The organism is Sorangium sp. So ce367, from assembly GCF_051520455.1.
Classification (GTDB): Bacteria; Myxococcota_A; Polyangia; order Polyangiales; family Polyangiaceae; genus Sorangium; species Sorangium cellulosum_B.
On the sequence record NZ_CP150334.1, the window covers coordinates 1,173,344 to 1,191,167 of the forward strand.

14 protein-coding genes are annotated in these 17,824 nt (G+C 73.5%); 7 read left to right on the top strand and 7 right to left on the bottom strand.

Annotated features, from left to right (window positions below):
* The first annotated feature begins 2 nt into the window (after nt 1–2).
* The 5 genes from rpsJ to rpsS are packed head-to-tail and all read left to right on the top strand — an operon-like array spanning nt 3 to nt 2,398.
* Nucleotides 3–314 carry a 30S ribosomal protein S10 gene (gene rpsJ / locus WME97_RS04405; RefSeq protein WP_272100105.1) on the top strand — a complete coding sequence of 104 codons (312 nt, stop codon included), beginning with the start codon at nt 3–5 and terminating at the stop codon, nt 312–314.
* 13 nt (nt 315–327) lie between these two features.
* Nucleotides 328–951, top strand: coding sequence for a 50S ribosomal protein L4 (gene rplD, locus WME97_RS04410; RefSeq protein ID WP_012233477.1), 624 nt, complete (start codon nt 328–330; stop codon nt 949–951).
* 15 nt (nt 952–966) lie between these two features.
* The gene (locus tag WME97_RS04415) at nt 967–1,263 is read left to right on the top strand and encodes a 50S ribosomal protein L23 (protein ID WP_012233478.1); all 297 of its coding nucleotides are present in this window, start codon (nt 967–969) and stop codon (nt 1,261–1,263) included.
* A 2-nt stretch (nt 1,264–1,265) separates the two neighbouring features.
* Nucleotides 1,266–2,096, top strand: a complete 831-nt coding sequence (gene rplB, locus WME97_RS04420) for a 50S ribosomal protein L2 (RefSeq protein ID WP_437279857.1) — start codon at nt 1,266–1,268, stop codon at nt 2,094–2,096.
* Nucleotides 2,097–2,098: 2 nt separating this feature from the next.
* Nucleotides 2,099–2,398 (top strand): 30S ribosomal protein S19, encoded by a 300-nt coding sequence (gene rpsS, locus WME97_RS04425; RefSeq protein WP_012233480.1) that lies wholly within the window; start codon nt 2,099–2,101, stop codon nt 2,396–2,398.
* A 123-nt stretch (nt 2,399–2,521) separates the two neighbouring features.
* On the opposite strand, the gene WME97_RS04430 is transcribed toward rpsS, so the two are convergent.
* From WME97_RS04430 to WME97_RS04455, 6 genes are all read right to left on the bottom strand, one after another.
* The gene (locus WME97_RS04430) at nt 2,522–3,568 is read right to left on the bottom strand and encodes a tetratricopeptide repeat protein (RefSeq protein WP_437549708.1); all 1,047 of its coding nucleotides are present in this window, start codon (nt 3,566–3,568) and stop codon (nt 2,522–2,524) included.
* 5 nt (nt 3,569–3,573) lie between these two features.
* Nucleotides 3,574–7,806, bottom strand: a complete 4,233-nt coding sequence (locus WME97_RS04435) for a protein kinase domain-containing protein (protein WP_437549709.1) — start codon at nt 7,804–7,806, stop codon at nt 3,574–3,576.
* Nucleotides 7,807–8,178: 372 nt separating this feature from the next.
* Nucleotides 8,179–8,826 (bottom strand): tetratricopeptide repeat protein, encoded by a 648-nt coding sequence (locus tag WME97_RS04440; protein WP_437549710.1) that lies wholly within the window; start codon nt 8,824–8,826, stop codon nt 8,179–8,181.
* Nucleotides 8,826–10,256 (bottom strand): serine/threonine-protein kinase, encoded by a 1,431-nt coding sequence (locus WME97_RS04445; RefSeq protein WP_437549711.1) that lies wholly within the window; start codon nt 10,254–10,256, stop codon nt 8,826–8,828. The genes WME97_RS04440 and WME97_RS04445 overlap by 1 nt, the downstream gene beginning before the upstream one ends.
* Before the next feature lie 132 nt (nt 10,257–10,388).
* Nucleotides 10,389–11,813 (bottom strand): GDSL-type esterase/lipase family protein, encoded by a 1,425-nt coding sequence (locus WME97_RS04450; RefSeq protein ID WP_437549712.1) that lies wholly within the window; start codon nt 11,811–11,813, stop codon nt 10,389–10,391.
* Nucleotides 11,810–12,952, bottom strand: a complete 1,143-nt coding sequence (locus WME97_RS04455; protein WP_437549713.1) for an SDR family oxidoreductase — start codon at nt 12,950–12,952, stop codon at nt 11,810–11,812. The genes WME97_RS04450 and WME97_RS04455 overlap by 4 nt, the downstream gene beginning before the upstream one ends.
* Nucleotides 12,953–13,108: 156 nt before the next feature.
* Between WME97_RS04455 and WME97_RS04460 the strand changes: the two genes are divergently transcribed.
* Together WME97_RS04460 and WME97_RS04465 are read left to right on the top strand one after the other, a co-directional pair.
* Nucleotides 13,109–14,896 carry a hypothetical protein gene (locus tag WME97_RS04460; RefSeq protein WP_437549714.1) on the top strand — a complete coding sequence of 596 codons (1,788 nt, stop codon included), beginning with the start codon at nt 13,109–13,111 and terminating at the stop codon, nt 14,894–14,896.
* Nucleotides 14,893–15,819, top strand: coding sequence for a 3D domain-containing protein (locus WME97_RS04465; protein WP_437549715.1), 927 nt, complete (start codon nt 14,893–14,895; stop codon nt 15,817–15,819). The genes WME97_RS04460 and WME97_RS04465 overlap by 4 nt, the downstream gene beginning before the upstream one ends.
* Before the next feature lie 160 nt (nt 15,820–15,979).
* Here the strand turns inward: WME97_RS04465 and WME97_RS04470 are convergent, their stop codons facing one another.
* Nucleotides 15,980–17,401, bottom strand: a complete 1,422-nt coding sequence (locus WME97_RS04470; protein WP_437544868.1) for an IS701 family transposase — start codon at nt 17,399–17,401, stop codon at nt 15,980–15,982.
* Nucleotides 17,402–17,824 lie beyond the last annotated feature (423 nt).

Genomic DNA, 17,824 nt, shown 5'->3' on the forward strand with positions numbered 1-17,824 from the left:
CCATGCCTGATACAACCAAGATCCGGATTCGCCTCAAGGCCTTCGACCACCAGCTGCTCGACAAGTCGACGAGCGATATCGTCGAGACGGCGAAGCGGACCGGGGCGCACGTCGCGGGGCCCATCCCGCTGCCCACCGAGATCCGCCGTTACACGGTCCTGCGGGGGCCCCACGTCGACAAGAAGTCGCGCGAGCAGTTCGAGATCCGGACGCACAAGCGGCTTCTCGACATCATCGAGCCGACGCAGCAAACCCTCGACGCGCTGATGAAGCTCGACCTTTCGGCCGGCGTCGACGTCGAGATCAAGAGCTAGGAGTCCAGGTACCATGAAGGTTACCGTTTACAACCTCAAGCGGGAGCAGGTCGGCGAACTCGACCTCTCGGACGAGGTCTTCGGGACCGAGGTGAAGGAGCACCTCTTCTACGAGGTCGTGAAGGCGCAGCTCGCGTCCCGCCGCTCGGGCACCAAGGCCACCAAGGAGCGGAGCGCGGTCGCCGGCTCCACGAAGAAGCTCTATCGCCAGAAGGGCACCGGCCGCGCTCGCCAGGGCTCCATCCGCGCGCCGCACCACGCGGGCGGCGGCATGGCGCACGCCCTGGAGCCGAAGGACTGGTCCTACCGTCCCCCGCGCAAGGTGCGGATCGGCGCCCTGAAGAGCGCGCTCTCGCTCTTCGCGAAGGAGGGCCGGCTCATCGTGCTCGACAGCCTCGAGGTCTCCGAGATCAAGACCAAGGCGATCGCTGCCACGCTGACGACGCTGCAGGCGGATCGGAAGTCGCTGGTCGTTGACACGGCCGGCAACGACAAGCTGGTGAAGAGCCTCCGCAACCTGGAGAACCACCAGTACCTGCCGCCGGAAGGGGTCAACGTCTACGACCTCCTCAGGCACGACCACCTCATCGTCTCGAGGGACGCCGCCAAGGCGCTCGAGGCGCGTTGCCTTCGCTAGTCAGGGGAGTCCGACATGCAGCCCGAGCAGATCATCCGCCGGCCAATCATCCTCACGGAGAAGTCGAGCCGGCTCCGCGACCAAGGCAACAAGGTCATCTTTGAGGTCCGCCGCGAGGCGAACAAGATCCAGATCAAGGACGCCATCCAGACGCTCTTCAAGGTGGGCGTGGTGGACGTCAACACGCTGATCATGCGCGGCAAGGACAAGCGCATGGGGCGCGGCTACGCGAAGCTGCGCAATTGGAAGAAGGCGATCGTCACCCTCAAGGAGGGTGACGAGATCCAGTTCTTCGACGAGAAGGCGGAATAGCGATGGGAATCAGATCCTTCAAGCCGACCTCGCCGGCGCGGCGTTACTACTCGGTCAGCGACTTCAAGGAGATCACGAAGGTCGAGCCCGAGCGGTCGCTGCTGGAGCAGCAGACGTCCACCGGCGGCCGGAACAACAACGGCCGGATCACGTCGCGGTTCCGCGGCGGTGGTCACAAGCAGCGCTACCGGATCATCGATTTCCGGCGCGACAAGATCGGCGTCCCGGCGAAGGTCGCCGCGATCGAGTACGACCCGAACCGGACGGCGCGCATCGCGCTCCTGCACTACGTGGACGGCGAGAAGCGCTACATCCTGGCGCCCGACGGCCTCGCGGTGGGGGCGACGCTGCTCGCGAGCCGGAACGCGGACATCAAGCCTGGCAACAGCCTGACGCTCCGCTTCATCCCGCCCGGCACCTCGATCCACAACGTCGAGGTCAAGAAGGGCAAGGGCGGTCAGCTCGTGCGCTCGGCCGGCGTGGCTGCGCAGCTCATGGCGAAGGACGGCGACTATGCGCAGGTCCGCCTCCCGAGCGGTGAGATCCGCAAGGTGCACCTCGATTGCCGCGCCACGATCGGGCAGGTGTCGAACTCCGAGCACGCGAACATCAGCCTCGGCAAGGCGGGGCGTTCGCGCTGGCTCGGGCGCCGGCCGCACAACCGCGGTGTCACGATGAATCCCGTCGATCATCCGATGGGCGGTGGTGAGGGCCGGACGAGCGGCGGGCGCCATCCGTGCTCGCCGTGGGGTCAGCTCTCGAAGGGCCTCAAGACGCGGAACAACAAGCGCACCGACGGGATGATCGTCCGGCGGCGCGGGACCAAGGGTTAGTCATGCCGAGGAGCATCAAGAAAGGGCCCTTCATTGACGGTCACCTGCTGGAGAAGATCCAGGCGGCCCAGGCGACCAATGCCAAGAAGGTGATCAAGACGTGGTCGCGCCGCTCGACGATCCTGCCCGAGTCGGTCGGCCTGACCTTCGCCGTGCACAACGGGAGGAAGTTCGTTCCCGTGTTCGTGACGGAGAACATGGTCGGCCACAAGCTGGGTGAGTTCGCCCCGACGCGCACGTTCCACGGTCACTCCGGGGACAAGAAGGCCAAGGTCGCCAAGGGCGGCCCGGGCGGTCGCTGATCGCTCCGCGTCAACCGCGAGCGCATCCGACATGAAGCGGGCAGGGTCGCAGCAGCGACCCTGCCCGTTTCTTTTTGCGCAGCTACGGCCTGAGCGCCGTCATCACGGGCGTCGCCGCGCGCGTTAAAATGTGCCGCGTAGACCGGTGAAGCTGGGGCCGACGAGCAGCTGCGTCGAGGCCGTGGCGCTCTGCGAGCCGCCAGCGCCGCCCCCGGTGAAGCTCAGGATGAGCAGGGTCGTGCCCGTGACGAGCCCGAGCGCGCCGACCACGACGCCGATGTTCGCGACCGTCTTCTGGGTCCTGCCGGCGTCGACGTCGTCCTGGCGATCGGCGGGACAGGGGCCCCTGCAGGTCTCGGTGAGATCGCTGTAGGTGCTGTTCGCCATCAGCCCGGCGACGGTGAACATCGCGAGCCCCGCGACACCCACGCCGCCAGCGGCGTAGGCATAAGGCCGCAGGTACGCGCGCGGCGAGGGCGCTTCCGAGAAGGGCGGGCTCGGGCCCTCGTCGAGGAGCGCCGGAGTGCCGGAGCCGGCCTCGGTCGGGCCGCTCGGCTCGGCGTCGAGCGCGACGGTCTTCGCTTCGCCCGCCGAGAGATCGACGGTCTGCGGCGTCGAGGTGAGCTTGGTGCGCAGGACGATCTCGGTCTTGCCGGGCTTGACCGGGAACGGCTTGCCCCAGCGCTCGCGCGGGACGTCCTTGCCGGCCACCGCGAGCGAGGTCGCCGCGTCCGGGTGCGCGACCGTGACCGTGACGAGGGCGATCTTGCGCGCGAGGTCGTCGCGCTCCAGCTGCGCGGTCTGCTCCGTCTGGGCATAGCGCGGCTCGTCCTTCGCCCGGGACGCGGCCTCCGCCGCGACCTGATCGAACTCGAGGTACGCCTCGACGTGATCGCCCAGATCCGCGAGGCAACGCGCGATGTAGAGGCGGGAGTTCGGGCTCGGCACGGTGGCGTACGAGGCCCGGAACTGCTCCAGCGCAAGCGCGTAGCGCTTGCTCTCGTAGAGGGCGGCGCCCTTCTTGAAGTGGTTCTGCGCCTTCTCCACCGCGTCCGGCGCGGGCGTCGCCGCGGCGCCGTCCGCGCCGGCTGCGGGCCCGGGGAGCGTGCACAAGCACAGGCAAGATGCCGCACCGAAGAGCAGCGCACGGAGCCAGGGTCGAGATCGCACGGTGTTCAGATACCCGATGGGTTGTACTTCTTCTTGGGGGTGGGTTTGCCGGTCGTTGCCGGCTTGGGCGCAGGCTTCGCCGGCGTGGACGTCGTCCGGGGGCGCGTGGTCGACGGGGGGGGCGACGCCTGCGGCGCGGCGATGGGCTGCGCCGTCGCTGCCGCGGCCGCCTTGGCCGTCTGGGAAGGCGCCGGCTCCGCCGCGGGAGGCGTCGGCGAGGGCGCCGGCGCCGCCTCGGGAGGCGTCGCCGACGCCTCGGGAGCGGGCGGCGACGCCGGCTCCGCCGCCTGAGGCTCCGCCGGCGAAACGGGCGCAGCCGGGACGGCCTCCGCCGCAGCCGCGGCGGCGGTGGTGTCGGCCGCCGCAGCCGCGGGCAACGCATCGACGCGCGCCTTGCCGATCTCCGGACGCGAGCGCTCGTCGCCGCCGCGCACGACCAGCGCGACGGCCCCGAGCGCCACGCAGAACATCGCCGCGCCAGCCACGATCAGCTGGAGCCGCTTGCGCCGCTCCGCGGTCTCGAACGATCGGTCGACCGCCGTGACCTCGCCGACGTCGTTGGCGAGGCTCCGCGAGCCGCGCCTCGCGAGGCGTTCGCTGAGCGCCGCGGCCCGGGACGCGGGCGGATCCGCCGGCGCGAGCACCTTCGTGGCGGGCACGCCGGCCGCCGGGAGGATCCGCTTGGCGGACGGGCCGAGCGGCTTGCCCTCGCGGGCGGTGGGCCGCGGGCTCACCGGCTCGGCGGGCTCGCCGGGCGCGACGTCGGCCTGCAGGGCGGGCGCGATGATGAGCCGCGGCGGCACCCCGGCAGGCTGCGCCGGCACGGCGATCTCTTCGAACGAGATCGGCTCCAGGCTGACCGGCGGCTCCTCGTCCTTCTCCGCGGTCGTTGACGCGGCCGCTCCGCTGGACGCCGGGCCGGCGCCGGCCGGCGCCGCTGCCGCAGGGGGAGACCCCGCCGCGGCGGCGGGAGCGCCCTCGCGTGAGCCCGCGCCGACGTCGGCCAGCGCAGCGTGGCCCTCCAGCGAGGCCCCGGGCCGGCGCTCCGAGTTCACGGCCGCGCCTGCGTCGACGGCCGCGATCGCGTCGCGGAGCTCCTGCGCGCGCTTCGACTGGATCTCGCCGATCGCCTGCCGCACGAAGGCCGCCACGTCCTCGTCGGTCGTGGGCTCGCCGAGCGTCGACGCGACCTGATCGATGGCCCGCTGCATCTCCGCGCACGTCGAGAAGCGGCTCTCGGGGTCCTTCTCGAGCGCCTTGAGGATGATCCTGTCGAGCTCGGGGTGGATCGCTCCGTTCAGCTCGCGCGGGGGGAGCGGGTTCTTGATGGTGATGTTCTCGATGGTCGCGAGCTCGGTCTCGGCGCGGAAGGGGTGCAGCCCCGTCGTGAGCACGTACAGCAGCGCGCCGAGCGAGAAGATGTCGCTCCGGCGATCGATGGGGAGCCCGCCGAGCTGCTCCGGCGAGAGGTACGGCGTCTTCCCCTTGACGATGCCGCCAGCGCGCGTGACGTGCAGGCGCCCCTTCGACTTCGCCACGCCGAAGTCGACGATCTTCACGAACCCGGCGGTCGAGATGAGCACGTTCGCCGGCGAGATGTCCCGGTGGACGAGGTCGAGCAGCACGCCGCTGTCGTCGCGGAGCTCGTGCGCGTTGTGGAGCCCCGCGCAGATCTGCGAGGCGATGCGGAGCACGATCCGCTGCGGGATGCCCCCGAGCCGCTTCGCGGCCTTCTGCAGCGTGCCGGCCGTCTCGCCGTCGACCCACTCCATCACGATGTAGAGGACGTCGTCCTCCTCGCCGAGGTCGAGGATCTCGACCACGTTGGGGTGCCGGATCCGCGCCGCGACCCGCGCCTCGTCGAGGAACATCGACTCGAAGTCGGGGTCGTCGGAGACGTCGGGAAGCATCGTCTTGATGGCGACGATCTTCCTGAAGCCGCGGGTGCCCTGGAGGCGCGCGGCCCAGACGGCCGCCATGCCGCCCTTGGCGACCGGCATGAGGATCTCGTAGCGGCCGAGGGTGCTCCCCGGGCCCAGCTGGTCGACGGCCGACGCCGCGCGACCCCAGAGCTTGTTCGGGCCCTGCATCCCGGTCGGCGTGGCGACCGTCCTGCTGGAGGTCGATGCCGGACCGTTGCCGCGCGCGCCCTCCTGCGTCGCAGCCACCGCAGGCGCACCGCCCGGAGGCGCGGCCGCCGCCGGCGGGGGCGGCGGGGTCTTCGCTGCGACAGGGATGGCAGGCGCGGTGGCCGACGCGGGCGCAACGGGGGGCAGCGGCTGAGAGGGCTCAGCCGACGCGGCCGGCGCGGGTGCAGCGGGCGGGAGGGGCGCCGACGGTGTCACCGGCGCGCGGCTCGTGGCCGTCGCCAGCGGCGGCGCGGGCGTGGCGGCCGCGCGTGGCGCCGGCGTCATGGCGGGCACCACGGGTGTGCGGCGCGTCGCAGCGGCCGGCGGCGGCACAGGTACCCGAGGCGTCGGAGGGCTCGGCGCGAACGCTGGCACGACGGCGGCAGGCGCTGCAGCGGCGACCTTGCCGTGCGTCTCGGGCTGCGCCGGCGACGCCGCGCGAGCCGGCGGCGGCGGGCGAGGTGGCCTCGGGGACGGCCCTCCCAGGGCCGGCGTCGGCGGCTTCGGCGCCGTCCCTTCGGCCGGCGTCGGCGTCGCCCGCGCCGCCCCGACAGGGTCGCCCAGATCGCCCGGGCGCGGCGCGGCCGGCCGCGCGGGCGGCTGCTCCTTCGCCGTGGCCGCCCCCGTCGCTGCGGCGCGCTCGGTGCTCGCCCCGCCGGCGGCGCGGTCCTCCGTCCCCTGGCCCGACGGCTCGATCCGCGGAAGGGTCTGTGCGGGACGCCGCGGCCCGGGCAGGTCGCGGGCGGGGACCTCGTCCACCGAGCCCCACCCGGTGTCGACGCTGGCGTGCGCCGCATCGGCGCCCGCAGGTCCCGCGCCGTTCGACGCGCCTGCGCCGGCCGCTGGCTTGGCCGTCAGGCCGTTCTTCGGCGCGGCGGCGTCCTTCGTCGCCGTCGCGCCGCTCGTCGGGCGCACCTGGCTCGCGGCGATCGCGCCGCCCGCGGCCACCGGCGGCGCGCCAGGCGTCGCGCCGCGCGCGCGCGGCGACGGCGCGGTGATCGCCTGACGCGGGCTGTCGCCGCGGGGGGAGAGCGCGCCGTCGGCCGCGGGGATCGCCACGCCCACCAGCGTCATCCCCCGCGCGCGCGGCGGCGGTCGCGGCTCGTCCGCGCCAGCGGGGCTCGCCATGGCCGCCGCGATCATCGTCCTGCGCGGCTCGATCGTCTTGCCGGCCAGCCTGCTCACCGCCGCGGCCACGTCCTCGTCCCCGGCGATCCGCCCTGCTCCCGCGGCCTCCAGCGCCGCGAGCATCGCCGAGGCGCTCTCGAAGCGGCGCGCCGGATCGCGCTCGAGCGCCGCCTGGACGACATCGACGACCTCGGCCGGGACGGCGCCCCCGGCGAGCCCAGCGAGCTGGGGGATCGGCGCCGACTGCACCTTCTGGATGACCGCGGCCTCCAGCTTCGACGAGAACAGCCGCTGCCGCGCGAGCAGCTCCCAGAGGACCACGCCGACCGAGAAGAGATCCGCGCGCGGATCGAGCGGGGCTTCCGCGTGCGCTGCCATCGCCTTGACCCGCTCGGGCGCGGCATAGGCCAGCCGATCGGGGTTCCTCGTCCCCATGGGCGCGAGCCCGGCGATGGCCCGCGCGACGCCGAGGCCGCCGACGCGGGTGACGCCGTCGATGCCGACGGAGACGTGGGTCGGGTTCAGCTCGCCGTGAACGAGCGGCGCCGGCTGCGCCGTGTGCGCGGACGCGAGCGCGCGCAGCACGTCGATCGCGATCCGGAGGGACACCGGCGGCGGCAGCCCCTCGGCGCCGGCCAAAGGCACCAGCGCGCCCAGCGGCTCGCCCTCCACGTACTCCGAGACGATGAAGACCTCGCCGTCCGCGATGCGGGCGTCGAGCACCGAGAGCACGTTGGGGAAGCGGACCTGCTGCGCCATCCCGGCTTCGCGGAGGATGCTGTCGGCGGTCTCGGCCCTCTTCGTGAGGTGCCGGTAGATGCGCAGGATGGTGACGGGCGGCGCGCTCTTCGCCTCGCCCTCGTCGGAGGACGCTCGCGCCAGCCACGTGGAGCCGATGCCACCGCCGGAGAGCTCTCTCAGCAGCTCATAGTTGCCGAGTCGCGAAGCAGAGCCCGCACCGGGCGGCCTGTCGAGCGCCATGGGATTCGCATGCTATCAGGACGTCAGAAGCTGGATCCAGCGTTCACGGCCGACGACTCGGCGAGTTTGGGCGTGTCCGGAGCGCCCTGTCAGGCGGGTCTCGCATGGGATCCAAGCGGGCGCTGGACGGTCGGGCCAGCGCCGCGCGTGCGGCGAAATGCCACGCGTTCGCGAGATCTCGCCCGCGTGGGGGCGCTGCGCGCGCGGCCGGGCACACGTCCGCGACGCGCCGCAGGCCGCGCGGCGAGGGCGCTCCGCCAAGGCGCGCCACCGCTGCGCGATCATGTCCGGAGCGAGGGGCGCGGGCCCCCTCAGCTCACACACAGGCGCTGGGGTGTGGGGAGCTCGGTGTGGGGCGCCGGCTCGGCGAGCTCAGGGGCGCGAGACGCTGGACACGCGGAGCGCACCGGGGTGAACGGTCAGCGTCACGAACCTGGTTCGGCGCTCGTGGCTCGAGAAGGCGCTCGCGGCGACGGGGATCCCGTGCCGGAGCGCCACGGCGACGTGGGGGCCCGGATCGACCCGGATTGCCCGCGACGGCTTCGTCACCTCGCCGTCGAGCAGCAGGGTCACGCCGTCGGTCGCGCCGGCGAGGTTCAGCACGATCCTCGGCATCCGTCCCTCGAGGTCCTCGAGGCGCGCGTCGATCTCGGCGAGCACCCCCGGCGACGCCTTCCGCGCGTCCGCGTCCGCGTCCGCGATCGCTCGCGCGTTGTTGTACGTCCGCTCGGCCGTGCGCAGCCGGCCGAGCCGCTCGTGACAGAGGCCGATGTGGTACGTCACGTTCGCCGTCGGCCGCCGGCGGGCGATCGCCTCGAACCTCTCCAGCGCGTCGGCCCAGCGCCCCGCGATCTCGAGCGTCAGCCCTTGCGCGAACTGGAGCCTCAGCGCGCGCGTCACGCTGTCGTCCTGCGCGTGCAGCCAGGAGGGCGAGAGCAGCGCCCAGCAAACGAGCCCGAGCGCGGCGGCGCGCCGCCAGCGGCGTCGGCGAGGAGCGGTGATCGGTGCGGCGCTGGTCATCAGAACCCGGGGCTCGTGATGCGGGGTCGAGATGGCCCGCGCGGCGCTTGCCAGCGCGGGGGCTTGTCCTCGTAGGCCGACGAGACGTCGTCGCTGCCCGGGTCCCTCGATGCGCGCTCGGGCGAGCCCGGCGCGCCGCCGCGGCTCGCCGCGTCCCGTGGCCGCGCGTCGCCGCGCGCCGCCTCGGGGGCGCTGGCGCTGCGCCGCCAGGCGGCGCCGCTGTCGGCGAAGGCCGTGGCCAGCACGGGGCGGAGGCTCTCGCGCGCCGCGCTCTCGGGCCCCGCGTCCGCCTGCTCCCGCAGCGCGGCCGAGCTGAGCGCCGCCGCGAGCGCCGCGGCGCCCGCGAGCCGGATCGCCAGGATCGTCCTCGCGCGGCGCGCCGCGCCCTGCGGGGCGGCGGCCCCCTGCGTGCGCCCGATCGTCGTCGCCTCCCGCCATCGAGGCGCCCGTGGCGCCCGGGTCCAGAGCCGCTCGAGGGCGCGAACGGCGAGCCTCGGGGGCGCGGCGAGCGCGCCGCGGGCTCGCGTCACCTCCTCGGCCCGCGAGCCAGAGGCCGGCGGCGAGAGGATCACGATCGGCGCGGGCGCGCTCGCGCCGAGATCGTCGAGCGCGGCCTTCAGATCCGCGCGCAGCGAGGCCGCGTCCGGGTAGCGCCGCGCCGGGTCCTTCTCGAGACACCGGCCGGTGATCTTCCGGAGGCGCGGCGGGATCGAGCTCGGCAGCGGCGCGGGCTCGGTCTCGAGGATGCGCCGGAGGACCGCGTGGTGGTTGCCTCCCGTGAACGGCTGCGCGCCGCTGAGCGCCTCGTAGAGCATGACGCCGACCGCCCAGAGATCGGCGCGCGCGTCGATGGTGCGCTTGCCGAGCGCCTGCTCCGGGCTCATGTACGAGGGCGTCCCGAGCAGCTGTCCGTCGATGGTGATGGCGTCGCCCGCGCCCGTGAGCTGGCTGATGCCGAAGTCGACGATCTTCGGCACGATCCCCTCGCCGGGGACCGCCGCCATCATGATGTTCTCCGGCTTGATGTCGCGGTGCACGACGCCCTCGGCGTGGGCGGCCGAGAGCCCGCAGCACACCTCGATGAGGACCGGCACCACCTCCTCGGGCGGCAGCGGCCGGTTCGGCTGGAGGCGGTCAGCGAACGGCGAGCCCCGCAGGAGCTCCAGGGCCAGGAACAGGTACCCCTCGTCCTGGAGCTCGCCGGCGTCGACGACGCCGACGATGTTCCGGTGCTGGAACTTGCCGATGATCTTCGCCTCCCGGATGAAGCGCCCGACGACCTGCTCGTCCCGGAGCGCCGGGGACAGCTTGAGCGCCACGTCCCGGCCGATGAGCTCATGGCGCGCCCACCACACGCTCGACATCCCACCCGCGCCGATCTGCCGGATCAGCCGGAAGCGACCTCCTGCAACGTCCCCGGCATGAAGCATGTGCCCCCTTCGCCCATCGCGCGTGAGAAGCCTTCACGCCGATCGAGCAAAGACAGCGGAAAGCACGAGCAAGGCCACCGGGCCGGCCGCCAGCCGTCGGCGTCGAACCGACCCCAAAGCCGGCGACGCTCGTCAGGGGCGATAGCGCTCCAGGATGTCGTTCGAGAGCTTCACGCCGAGCTCCTGGTAGCCGCGGAAGGTCAGATGGACGCCGTCGCGCGACGCGCGCGGCGGGCGCTCGCGGTACCAGGCCTCGATCGAGCCCCTCCCGCCCATCGCCTGGTACGTGTCCCAGAACGCGCAGCCGCCCTCCCGCGCGGCGTCGCGCAGGACGTCTCGGACGACGGGCGTGCGCTCCGGCGTGTCCCTCCGGTCCGTCGGCGCGAGCACCAGGCAGTCGACGTCGGGCTCCACCCTGCGGGCGCGGGCGAGCAGCTCGGCGAGCTGCTTCGCGTAGAGGGACGGATCCGTTGTGACGTCGCCCGCCTCGTTCGTGCCGTACCCGAGCACGACGAGCTCCGGCGAGCGCCGCGCGAGCTCGGCGGCCCAGGCGAGCTCGCTCCACCGGAGCGGCGTTGCCAGGCGGGCGCCGTTGATGCCGAGCGTGTCGAGCACCACCCCGGCCCCGGCCTCCGGATCGCGCTCGACGACCAGCCCGCAGAGCTCGGCCCCGCCCGAGGGCGCGACGCCGAGCTTCACCGCGCCCACGCTCGCCAGCCGCGTGTGCTGCAGCGCGCCGGGCGCCTCGCCCGCGGCCGCGCGGAGCACCTCGCTCGGTCCGCCCTCGATCGCCACCGCGACCTCGTCGGTCGGCGCGCTCGGGCGGAAGCACACGTCCCAGAGCAGCCGCGCGGAAGGCGCCGCCGAGGTGAGCGAGATCTCCGCGCGCACCGGGGCCGCCTGCGCGCCGAAGAGGATGCCCCCGAGCCCGAAGACGCCGTCGTCGGCCGGCGTGGAGCCGCCCGGAGACTTCGGGCGGGTCCGCCACTTGCCGTCGGCCGTGAGCCGCGCGCCGTTGTGGCGGTAGGCGGCGTAGCCGAGGTGCACGAAGCCGAGCCCGCCGTCGCCGAAGCGCCGCTGCAGCGCGGCGCGGACCGCGCCGCTCCAGAAGTCCGCCGCGGCGTGCGAGTCGCCGAGCCATGCGATGCGCACGTGATCCCGGCGGCGACCCTGCTCGAGCGCGCGGAGCGCCGCGAAGAAGTGGGCGTAAGCCCCGTCCTCGGGGCGCAGCAGATCCAGCTCTGGCGGGCGCGCCGGCGCGGCCTCCGGGGGGCTCGGCGCGGCTGTCTCCGGGGCGGGCGCCTCTGCGGGGCGCGGCGGGGGCGAAGGCGCGGGCGGCGCGGATCCCACCTCGGGCGCGGGCGGCGCGACGTGCTCGCGCGTCGCGCTGCAGCCGAGCGCCTCGGCCGCGAGCAGCGCCGCGAGCAGCGCCGCGAGGGCGCGCCGCGACGCGGCGGAGAGGGGCCGCGCCGGCGCTCGCCGCCGCGGGGCGCGGCAGGACGCCGCGCGGCGCTCCGGGATCTCCGCGCGGGCTGCGGGGCGGGCTGCGCCCCTCACGACAGCGGATCCTCGATGTCGGGCTCGGCGTCCGCGCTGACCTCGATCTCCTGGCGCTCGCGCCGCTCGCGGACGCGCTCCTGGACGGCGCCGACGAGCACGTCGACGTACGACTCGAAGGGCGGGCACGCGATCCCCGCGGCCGTGAGCACGAGATCCGCGTTCCTGGCGTCGTAGCGGACCGGGGTCATCAGCTGCTCGACGAACGCGCGCGGGCTGCGGACGAAGCGCTCGATCCCGGGCGTACGGAGCAGCGCCTTGGCGAGGTTCGACGGGATGTGACCGCGCGCGGCGCGGCGGCCGCTCGCCCGCGCGATGAGATCGAAGACCCGCCGCGCCGACAGCGGGTGCGGATCGGTGACGTGGAGCGTGCGACCCGGCGCGAGGCGGTTCAGGCCGATCGCGTGCGTCGCGCGGACGACGTGATCGATCGGGACGATGTTGAGCGGCACGTCGCCGCGGCCGGGCATCGGGATCGCCATGTCGGCCGGCGCTGCCATGATGAGCAGCACCAGGAGGTACAGGCCGTCGAGCCGGTCGATCTCCCCGGTCGTCGCGTCGCCCACCACCGTGGTCGGCCGGACGACCGCCGCCGGCACGTGGCGCATCGCCCGCCGCACGAGCACCTCCGCGCGCATCCGCGTCTCCTCCACGGGGTTGCGGAACGCCTGGCCGGCCTCGAGATCGTCCTCGTACACCATCCCCGTCCGGTCCCCCGCGACGAACGCGGTCGATTGATGGACGAGGCACTGGAGCGAGGTGCAGGCGCGGGCGAGCTCGATCACCTCGGCCGTCCCGACGACGTTCACGGCGTGGGCGGTGCTCCGGTCGGCCCCGGCGTGGCCCACGTGCGCGAGGTGATGGATCCGGTCGACCTCGCGGGCCAGCTGCCGGAACTCGGCGCCCGACAGCCCGAGATCCATCGCCGCGACGTCCCCCTCGAGCAGCACGAGGCGCTCGCGGTCCGCCGCCGGGAGCGCGTCCCGCTCCGCGCTGGCCTGCGCCGACGACTTCGCGATCACGACGGCAACCACGAGCGTGCGCGGCTCCGACGCGAGGATGTGCTGCAGCATCTTCCGCGCGATGAACTTGGGGAAGCCGGTGATGAGCACCACGCTGTCGTAGCCGGGGCGAGGCATCGGCTGGAGCTTACCGCAGCGGTGCGCCTGCTCCGCAGCTTTCCGCTGAGGCCGCCTGGGACCAGCGCGGGGGTGATGGGGGCAGCTGCCACGGCGCGCGCGGCGATTTTGCAGGTTCGTGGTCGACCGCGGCGGGAAGGCGCTACCGTTCGGGTCGTGATCGCGCGATCGACCTCTGCCGTGCGCCGCGGCGCTGCGGCGCTCCTGGCCATCGTCCTCGGCCTGAGCGCGGGCGCGCTGGCCTGCAAATCGCCTGGCGCGCCGTCCGACGCCGGCGCCGCGGCCCTGAGCCCCGTGCCCGCGCCGGCGGGGCTCATCGCCGAGGCGTTCCTCCCGACGCCCGACGCCACGTGGGCCAAGGCGCGCGCCCTCATCGGCGGCTCGGCGGCGCTCCTCCCGAGCAGCGCCGGCGCCCTCGCCGCGTCGCTGCTCGGCTTGCCCATCACCGTCGCGTCCGAGATCGACGGCGGGGTGCCGGTGCTCGGCGCGGCCGTGGAGGCCGCGGACGGGGCGCGCCCGCGGGCCGCGCTCGGCATCCACGTGAAGGACGGGGGACGCTTCATCGACCAGCTCACGCGAGGCGAGGGGGCGCGCTTCCGCGCGAAGCCCGACGCGGCGACCGCGATCGCGCTGCTCGAGCCGCTCCAGCTCCAGGGCGCGAGCCCGGTGGCCCTCGGCGTCCTTGGCAACTACCTGCTCGTCGCGGAGACGCCGGGCGACCTGATCTCCCTGGGCCCCTACGTCGCGCGGACGATGCCGCAAGCGCAGGTGCCGAAGGAGGATCTCGCGGTCGAGATCCCGAGGGCCGCGCTCGAGGGCCCGGTGCTCAAGGCGGCCCGGAGCGCCTGGGACAAGGCGCGCGGGCCCGACGGCGCGCCGCGCGCCACCGCGGTGCCGCTCGGTCCGATGATCGAGGGCGCGCTCGCGATGCTCGGCGATCTCGAGCGAGCGCGCCTCACGCTGGTGCTGGACGAGAACGCGCACCTGCGCGTCTCCGGAACGCCGAAGGCAGGGGGCGGCCCCGCGTCGAAGGCGTCGGCCGATCTCGCCGTCGGCGACGTGAAGCCGCTGCTCGATCTGCCCGCCGACGCGCTCGTCGGGATCCTCGTCCGCGATCGGGCCGCGACGCGCGCCGAGAGCGTGCCCAGGCTCGTCGACGCCCTCGCTGGGCTCGTCGAGGGCGACCTCCCGGCCGCGGAGCGGGAGCGGGTCGGCGCCGCGATCCGCGCGGCGTCGGATGCGCGCGGCGACTGGTTCGCCGGCGGGCTCCGCTTCGACGGCGCGGGTCCCACGGCGTTCGTGCGCGCCGCCGTGGGCGACCGGGCCAAGCTCGAGGCCTCCATCCAGGAGCTCCTCGGGACCGCGGAGCTCCCGCCGTTCAAGGCCGCGCTGCAGCGCGAGGGGCTCCGGGTCTCCGCGGGCAAGGCGGCGCTTCCGCTGCTCGACGGCGACGTCCGGCGGGTGCGGTTCGAGCGGACCGCCGGGGCGAGCGCGCCCGCTGGCGCGGGAGGGGCGCCGGCGCGCAAGGGGCCGCAGGGCGGAAAGGGCGGGCCCGCCGCGCAGGGAGCGTCGCTTCCGCCGTCCTCGATCGAGCTGCTCTACCTGGTCCGCGACGACGGCCTCTTCGCGTCCGTCGGCAACGATCCGGGCGCGGGGCTCCGCAGCGTGGTCGGCGCGCTCCAGGGAGAGCGCCTCGGCGAGGTCCCGTCCATGAAGACCGCGCTGGCGCCGCTCGGCTCGGACATCGCGTTCGCGCTGGTGGTCGAGCCGCTGCGGCTCGTCGCGAGCCGCCTTGGCCAGCCGGGCGCGGGCGACTCCGCGCCCGTGGTGATCGCGGCCGGCGCCGCGCCCGAGAGCGCCGGCTCACCCGCCGTGTTCTGGGCGCGCGCCGACGTCGCCGCCGCGGCGATCCGGGAGCTCGCCCGGCTCGGAGGCGCCTTTTGACGAGCGCGGCACGCGCGCGAGCGCTCGTCCTCGGCGGGATCCATGCGCTCCTGCTCGCGCTCCCCGCGGGGTGCGCGGCCAAGGGGAGCGCGGACTGGGTCCACGACGGCTCGAGCGAGCCGCAGATCGCGCGCGGAGGCGGCGGCTGGCTCCACGAGCCCTCCCCGGACGACGGCGATCGCGACCGGCGCGCCAGCGCCGCTGTCGACGGCGCGCCGGGCGAGGCGCGCGGCGCGGCGCAGGCCGATCTGGGCGGCGCCTCGGCGCAGGGCGACCCGGTGATCCTCGTGCGCGAGCACGGCCGGCCCGCGCGCGCGGCGCCGCAGGCGGTGCCGGGGCTCGCGCCCGGGATGTTCCGGAACACCTACTACGACTTCCCGAGCGAGGGCGAAGGGCCGAAGGATGCGGTCCTTTACGACGCTGCCTGCGCGCCGCTCTCGAGCGTCCCGCGCGCGTTCCACGACCAGGTCTGCGTCCAGGGCAGCGGCCGGCTCGCTTCGGGTGACACGGTGAGCTTCGCGCGACGCGGCTGCGCGTGCGCCGATGTCTGCCCGCGCACCGGCCAGCAGGTCTGCTTCGAGCGGCTCGATCCGCGGCGGTTCCCGTATGGCCGCGGCGCGACCGGGCGCCCGATCACGCCGCTGCGCACGGTTGCGGTCGACTCGAGCGTCATTCCGCTCGGCACGTCCCTCTTCGTGCCCGAGCTCGTCGGGCTGCCGCTCCCCGGTGGGGGCCGACACGACGGGTGCTTCGTCGCCGAGGATCGCGGCATCAAGGTCGTCGGACGGCAGATCGACGTCTTCACGGGCGATCCCGCGGTCACAGCGCGTCTCAACGCGCTCTTTCCGTCGAACCGCGGCGTGCGCCCCGTGCTCGACGACGCGCGCTGCCGCGCGCTCGTGGGCCCTGCCGGGCCGTCCTAGTACTACAGCCGCGGTTAGGGAGCCCGGGCGCGGGCGCTCGGCCGGTTGCGGCGGCGCCGGTAGCAGCAGGCGCGAGCCTGAGCGCGCTTTCGGCGTCGCCACCATGACCATGCCCATCGGAACTCGGGCGAATGGGCGGGCAACGGAAGCACCAGCTCCATTAGGCGACGGACTTCGGGAATGCTCCAGGGCGCCAGCGTCGGCGGAGCGTCGCTTTCTTCGGGCGTGGCGCGCTTTTTTTCCCCGACGTGTCAAGCGCCGCCTTCTGCATGCGCTCGGCGTTCTTTCCCGGCCCCGGGCGCGCCGCTTTGGGCACGAACTCGGGGCTCATCGCCGGGGCGTACGGGAACGCGCCCTCCGCGGGAAGCTTCGCGCGCACGAAAGCCAACCACGCCAGGGCCATCATCCCGAGCGTGATGTACCGATGCCAGCTCGGCCACGTGCGGACCTCGTAGTGGTCGAGGCCGACGTCATCCTTCGCCTCCTCGAAGCACTGCTCGATCGTGTAACGCGTGGAGGCCACGTGCGCGAGCGTTGCCAGCGGCGTGGCGGCTCCAGCGTTGGACAGGTAGTAGGCCACTTCAGACGGATTCGAGACCGAGCGGCGAGCCAGGAGCCAGATCTCGTCGGTCGGTAAGCGCCGACGACTGTCGACGACGCGCGCGCGGGCCCAGTCGTACTCGATGGGTCCCTTCTCGCCTTGATGGACGGCAAGGCGATGCCATTGCTTCGGCGACCACTGCGCGACCACCTTCGCCACAGTGGAGGCGTGCGGCGCGCCCGGTGCAAGACGAGTGCGCGTGCGGAGCGGACCACGAGGGTGTTCGCGTTCGGTAGGGGGCTCCGCAACCTCCGGTCGCTCGGGCCACACCGGCGTGCTCGAGACGACCGCGAGAACATACCGATGGCCCTGCGCGGCGATGCCATCGCGAAGCACGGGGTCGTCCCCGTAGACTTCATCGCCGGCGACCCACGCCATCGGTACACCTCGCTGCCAGGCGCCATGCAGCATCTGCATCGCCAGCTGCGGCTTGGTCCGGAACGCGACATCCTCCGGAACGTGAGCGTCCTGCCTCCGCTCCGGATCGCTGCACCACGATCCTGGCAAGTAAAGACGACGGTCAAGGATCACATGTCCACGTGGGCCGTTGTAGCTGAGGAACACACCGATCTGGCAGTTCTCGATCTTGCCTGCCGTCCCACTGTATTGCCGCGCAACGCCGACGGACTTGGTGCCTTTCTTAAGGAAGCCCGTTTCGTCCAGTACGCCGATGCCCTGCGGATCGCCGAACTGCTCGATCGTGAAGTCCATCAGCAGATCGCGCGCCGCGTCCGCGCTCCAGTCCGCACTGTACATCAGCCGCTGCACGCGATCGGGCGTCGGATCCCCGATGGCCTCGGCCAGCTGCCAACCGTTCCGGCGCGCCACCGGCCCCATCAGCGAGCGCACGTACTTGATCGCCTGTTCGCGCGGCTCGCTGCGCGCGAACAGCCCCGCGAATCGCGCGTGAAATGCCTCAAAATCTGCTGCCAGCGCGTCCCACGCGGCCGCTGCTGGCAGCCCGCTTGCCCCCGGATCCATGGGCGGATCCTGGGTCCAACTAGATCGATGTCGAGGTGCGGCTGTAGTACTAGAACACCGAGCACGTTGAAACCCGGAGAATTTTCACAGGGAGGCGAGGAGGCGGGGAGGAAGAAAGAATGAATTTCTTTCTCTTGCCGTCTCTCGCTCCCCGCCTCCCCGTCTCCCTGTGAAATTCCTGCTTTTTCTCGTGGTTTCAACCCGTTTCGCTCCAGCTCCGCGTACCAGCGGTCCCGCCAGGGATCTCCGGAAGCGGATTCGAGCACGCCGTGGACCTCGCGCAGCGTGCGCACCTTCGCCAGCGCCTCTGCGTACGGATCGTGTCCGTGTTCGTCCCGCACTTCAGGGCGGCGACCGTGTCCGGCCGGCTTGCGCGCTCGCGGCGTCGCGGCCCACGCAGAACCGTTCGTGTACACTCGCCGC

Excerpts from the sequence above, each read along its gene's own strand:
- WME97_RS04470 (WP_437544868.1), bottom strand. The coding sequence starts at position 17,401 with ATGGATCCGGGGGCAAGCGGGCTGCCAGCAGCGGCCGCGTGGGACGCG.
- rpsJ (WP_272100105.1), top strand. The coding sequence starts at position 3 with ATGCCTGATACAACCAAGATCCGGATTCGCCTCAAGGCCTTCGACCAC.
- WME97_RS04445 (WP_437549711.1), bottom strand. The coding sequence starts at position 10,256 with ATGCTTCATGCCGGGGACGTTGCAGGAGGTCGCTTCCGGCTGATCCGG.
- rpsS (WP_012233480.1), top strand. The coding sequence starts at position 2,099 with ATGCCGAGGAGCATCAAGAAAGGGCCCTTCATTGACGGTCACCTGCTG.
- WME97_RS04435 (WP_437549709.1), bottom strand. The coding sequence starts at position 7,806 with ATGGCGCTCGACAGGCCGCCCGGTGCGGGCTCTGCTTCGCGACTCGGC.
- rplD (WP_012233477.1), top strand. The coding sequence starts at position 328 with ATGAAGGTTACCGTTTACAACCTCAAGCGGGAGCAGGTCGGCGAACTC.
- rplB (WP_437279857.1), top strand. The coding sequence starts at position 1,266 with ATGGGAATCAGATCCTTCAAGCCGACCTCGCCGGCGCGGCGTTACTAC.
- WME97_RS04440 (WP_437549710.1), bottom strand. The coding sequence starts at position 8,826 with ATGACCAGCGCCGCACCGATCACCGCTCCTCGCCGACGCCGCTGGCGG.
- WME97_RS04455 (WP_437549713.1), bottom strand. The coding sequence starts at position 12,952 with ATGCCTCGCCCCGGCTACGACAGCGTGGTGCTCATCACCGGCTTCCCC.
- WME97_RS04415 (WP_012233478.1), top strand. The coding sequence starts at position 967 with ATGCAGCCCGAGCAGATCATCCGCCGGCCAATCATCCTCACGGAGAAG.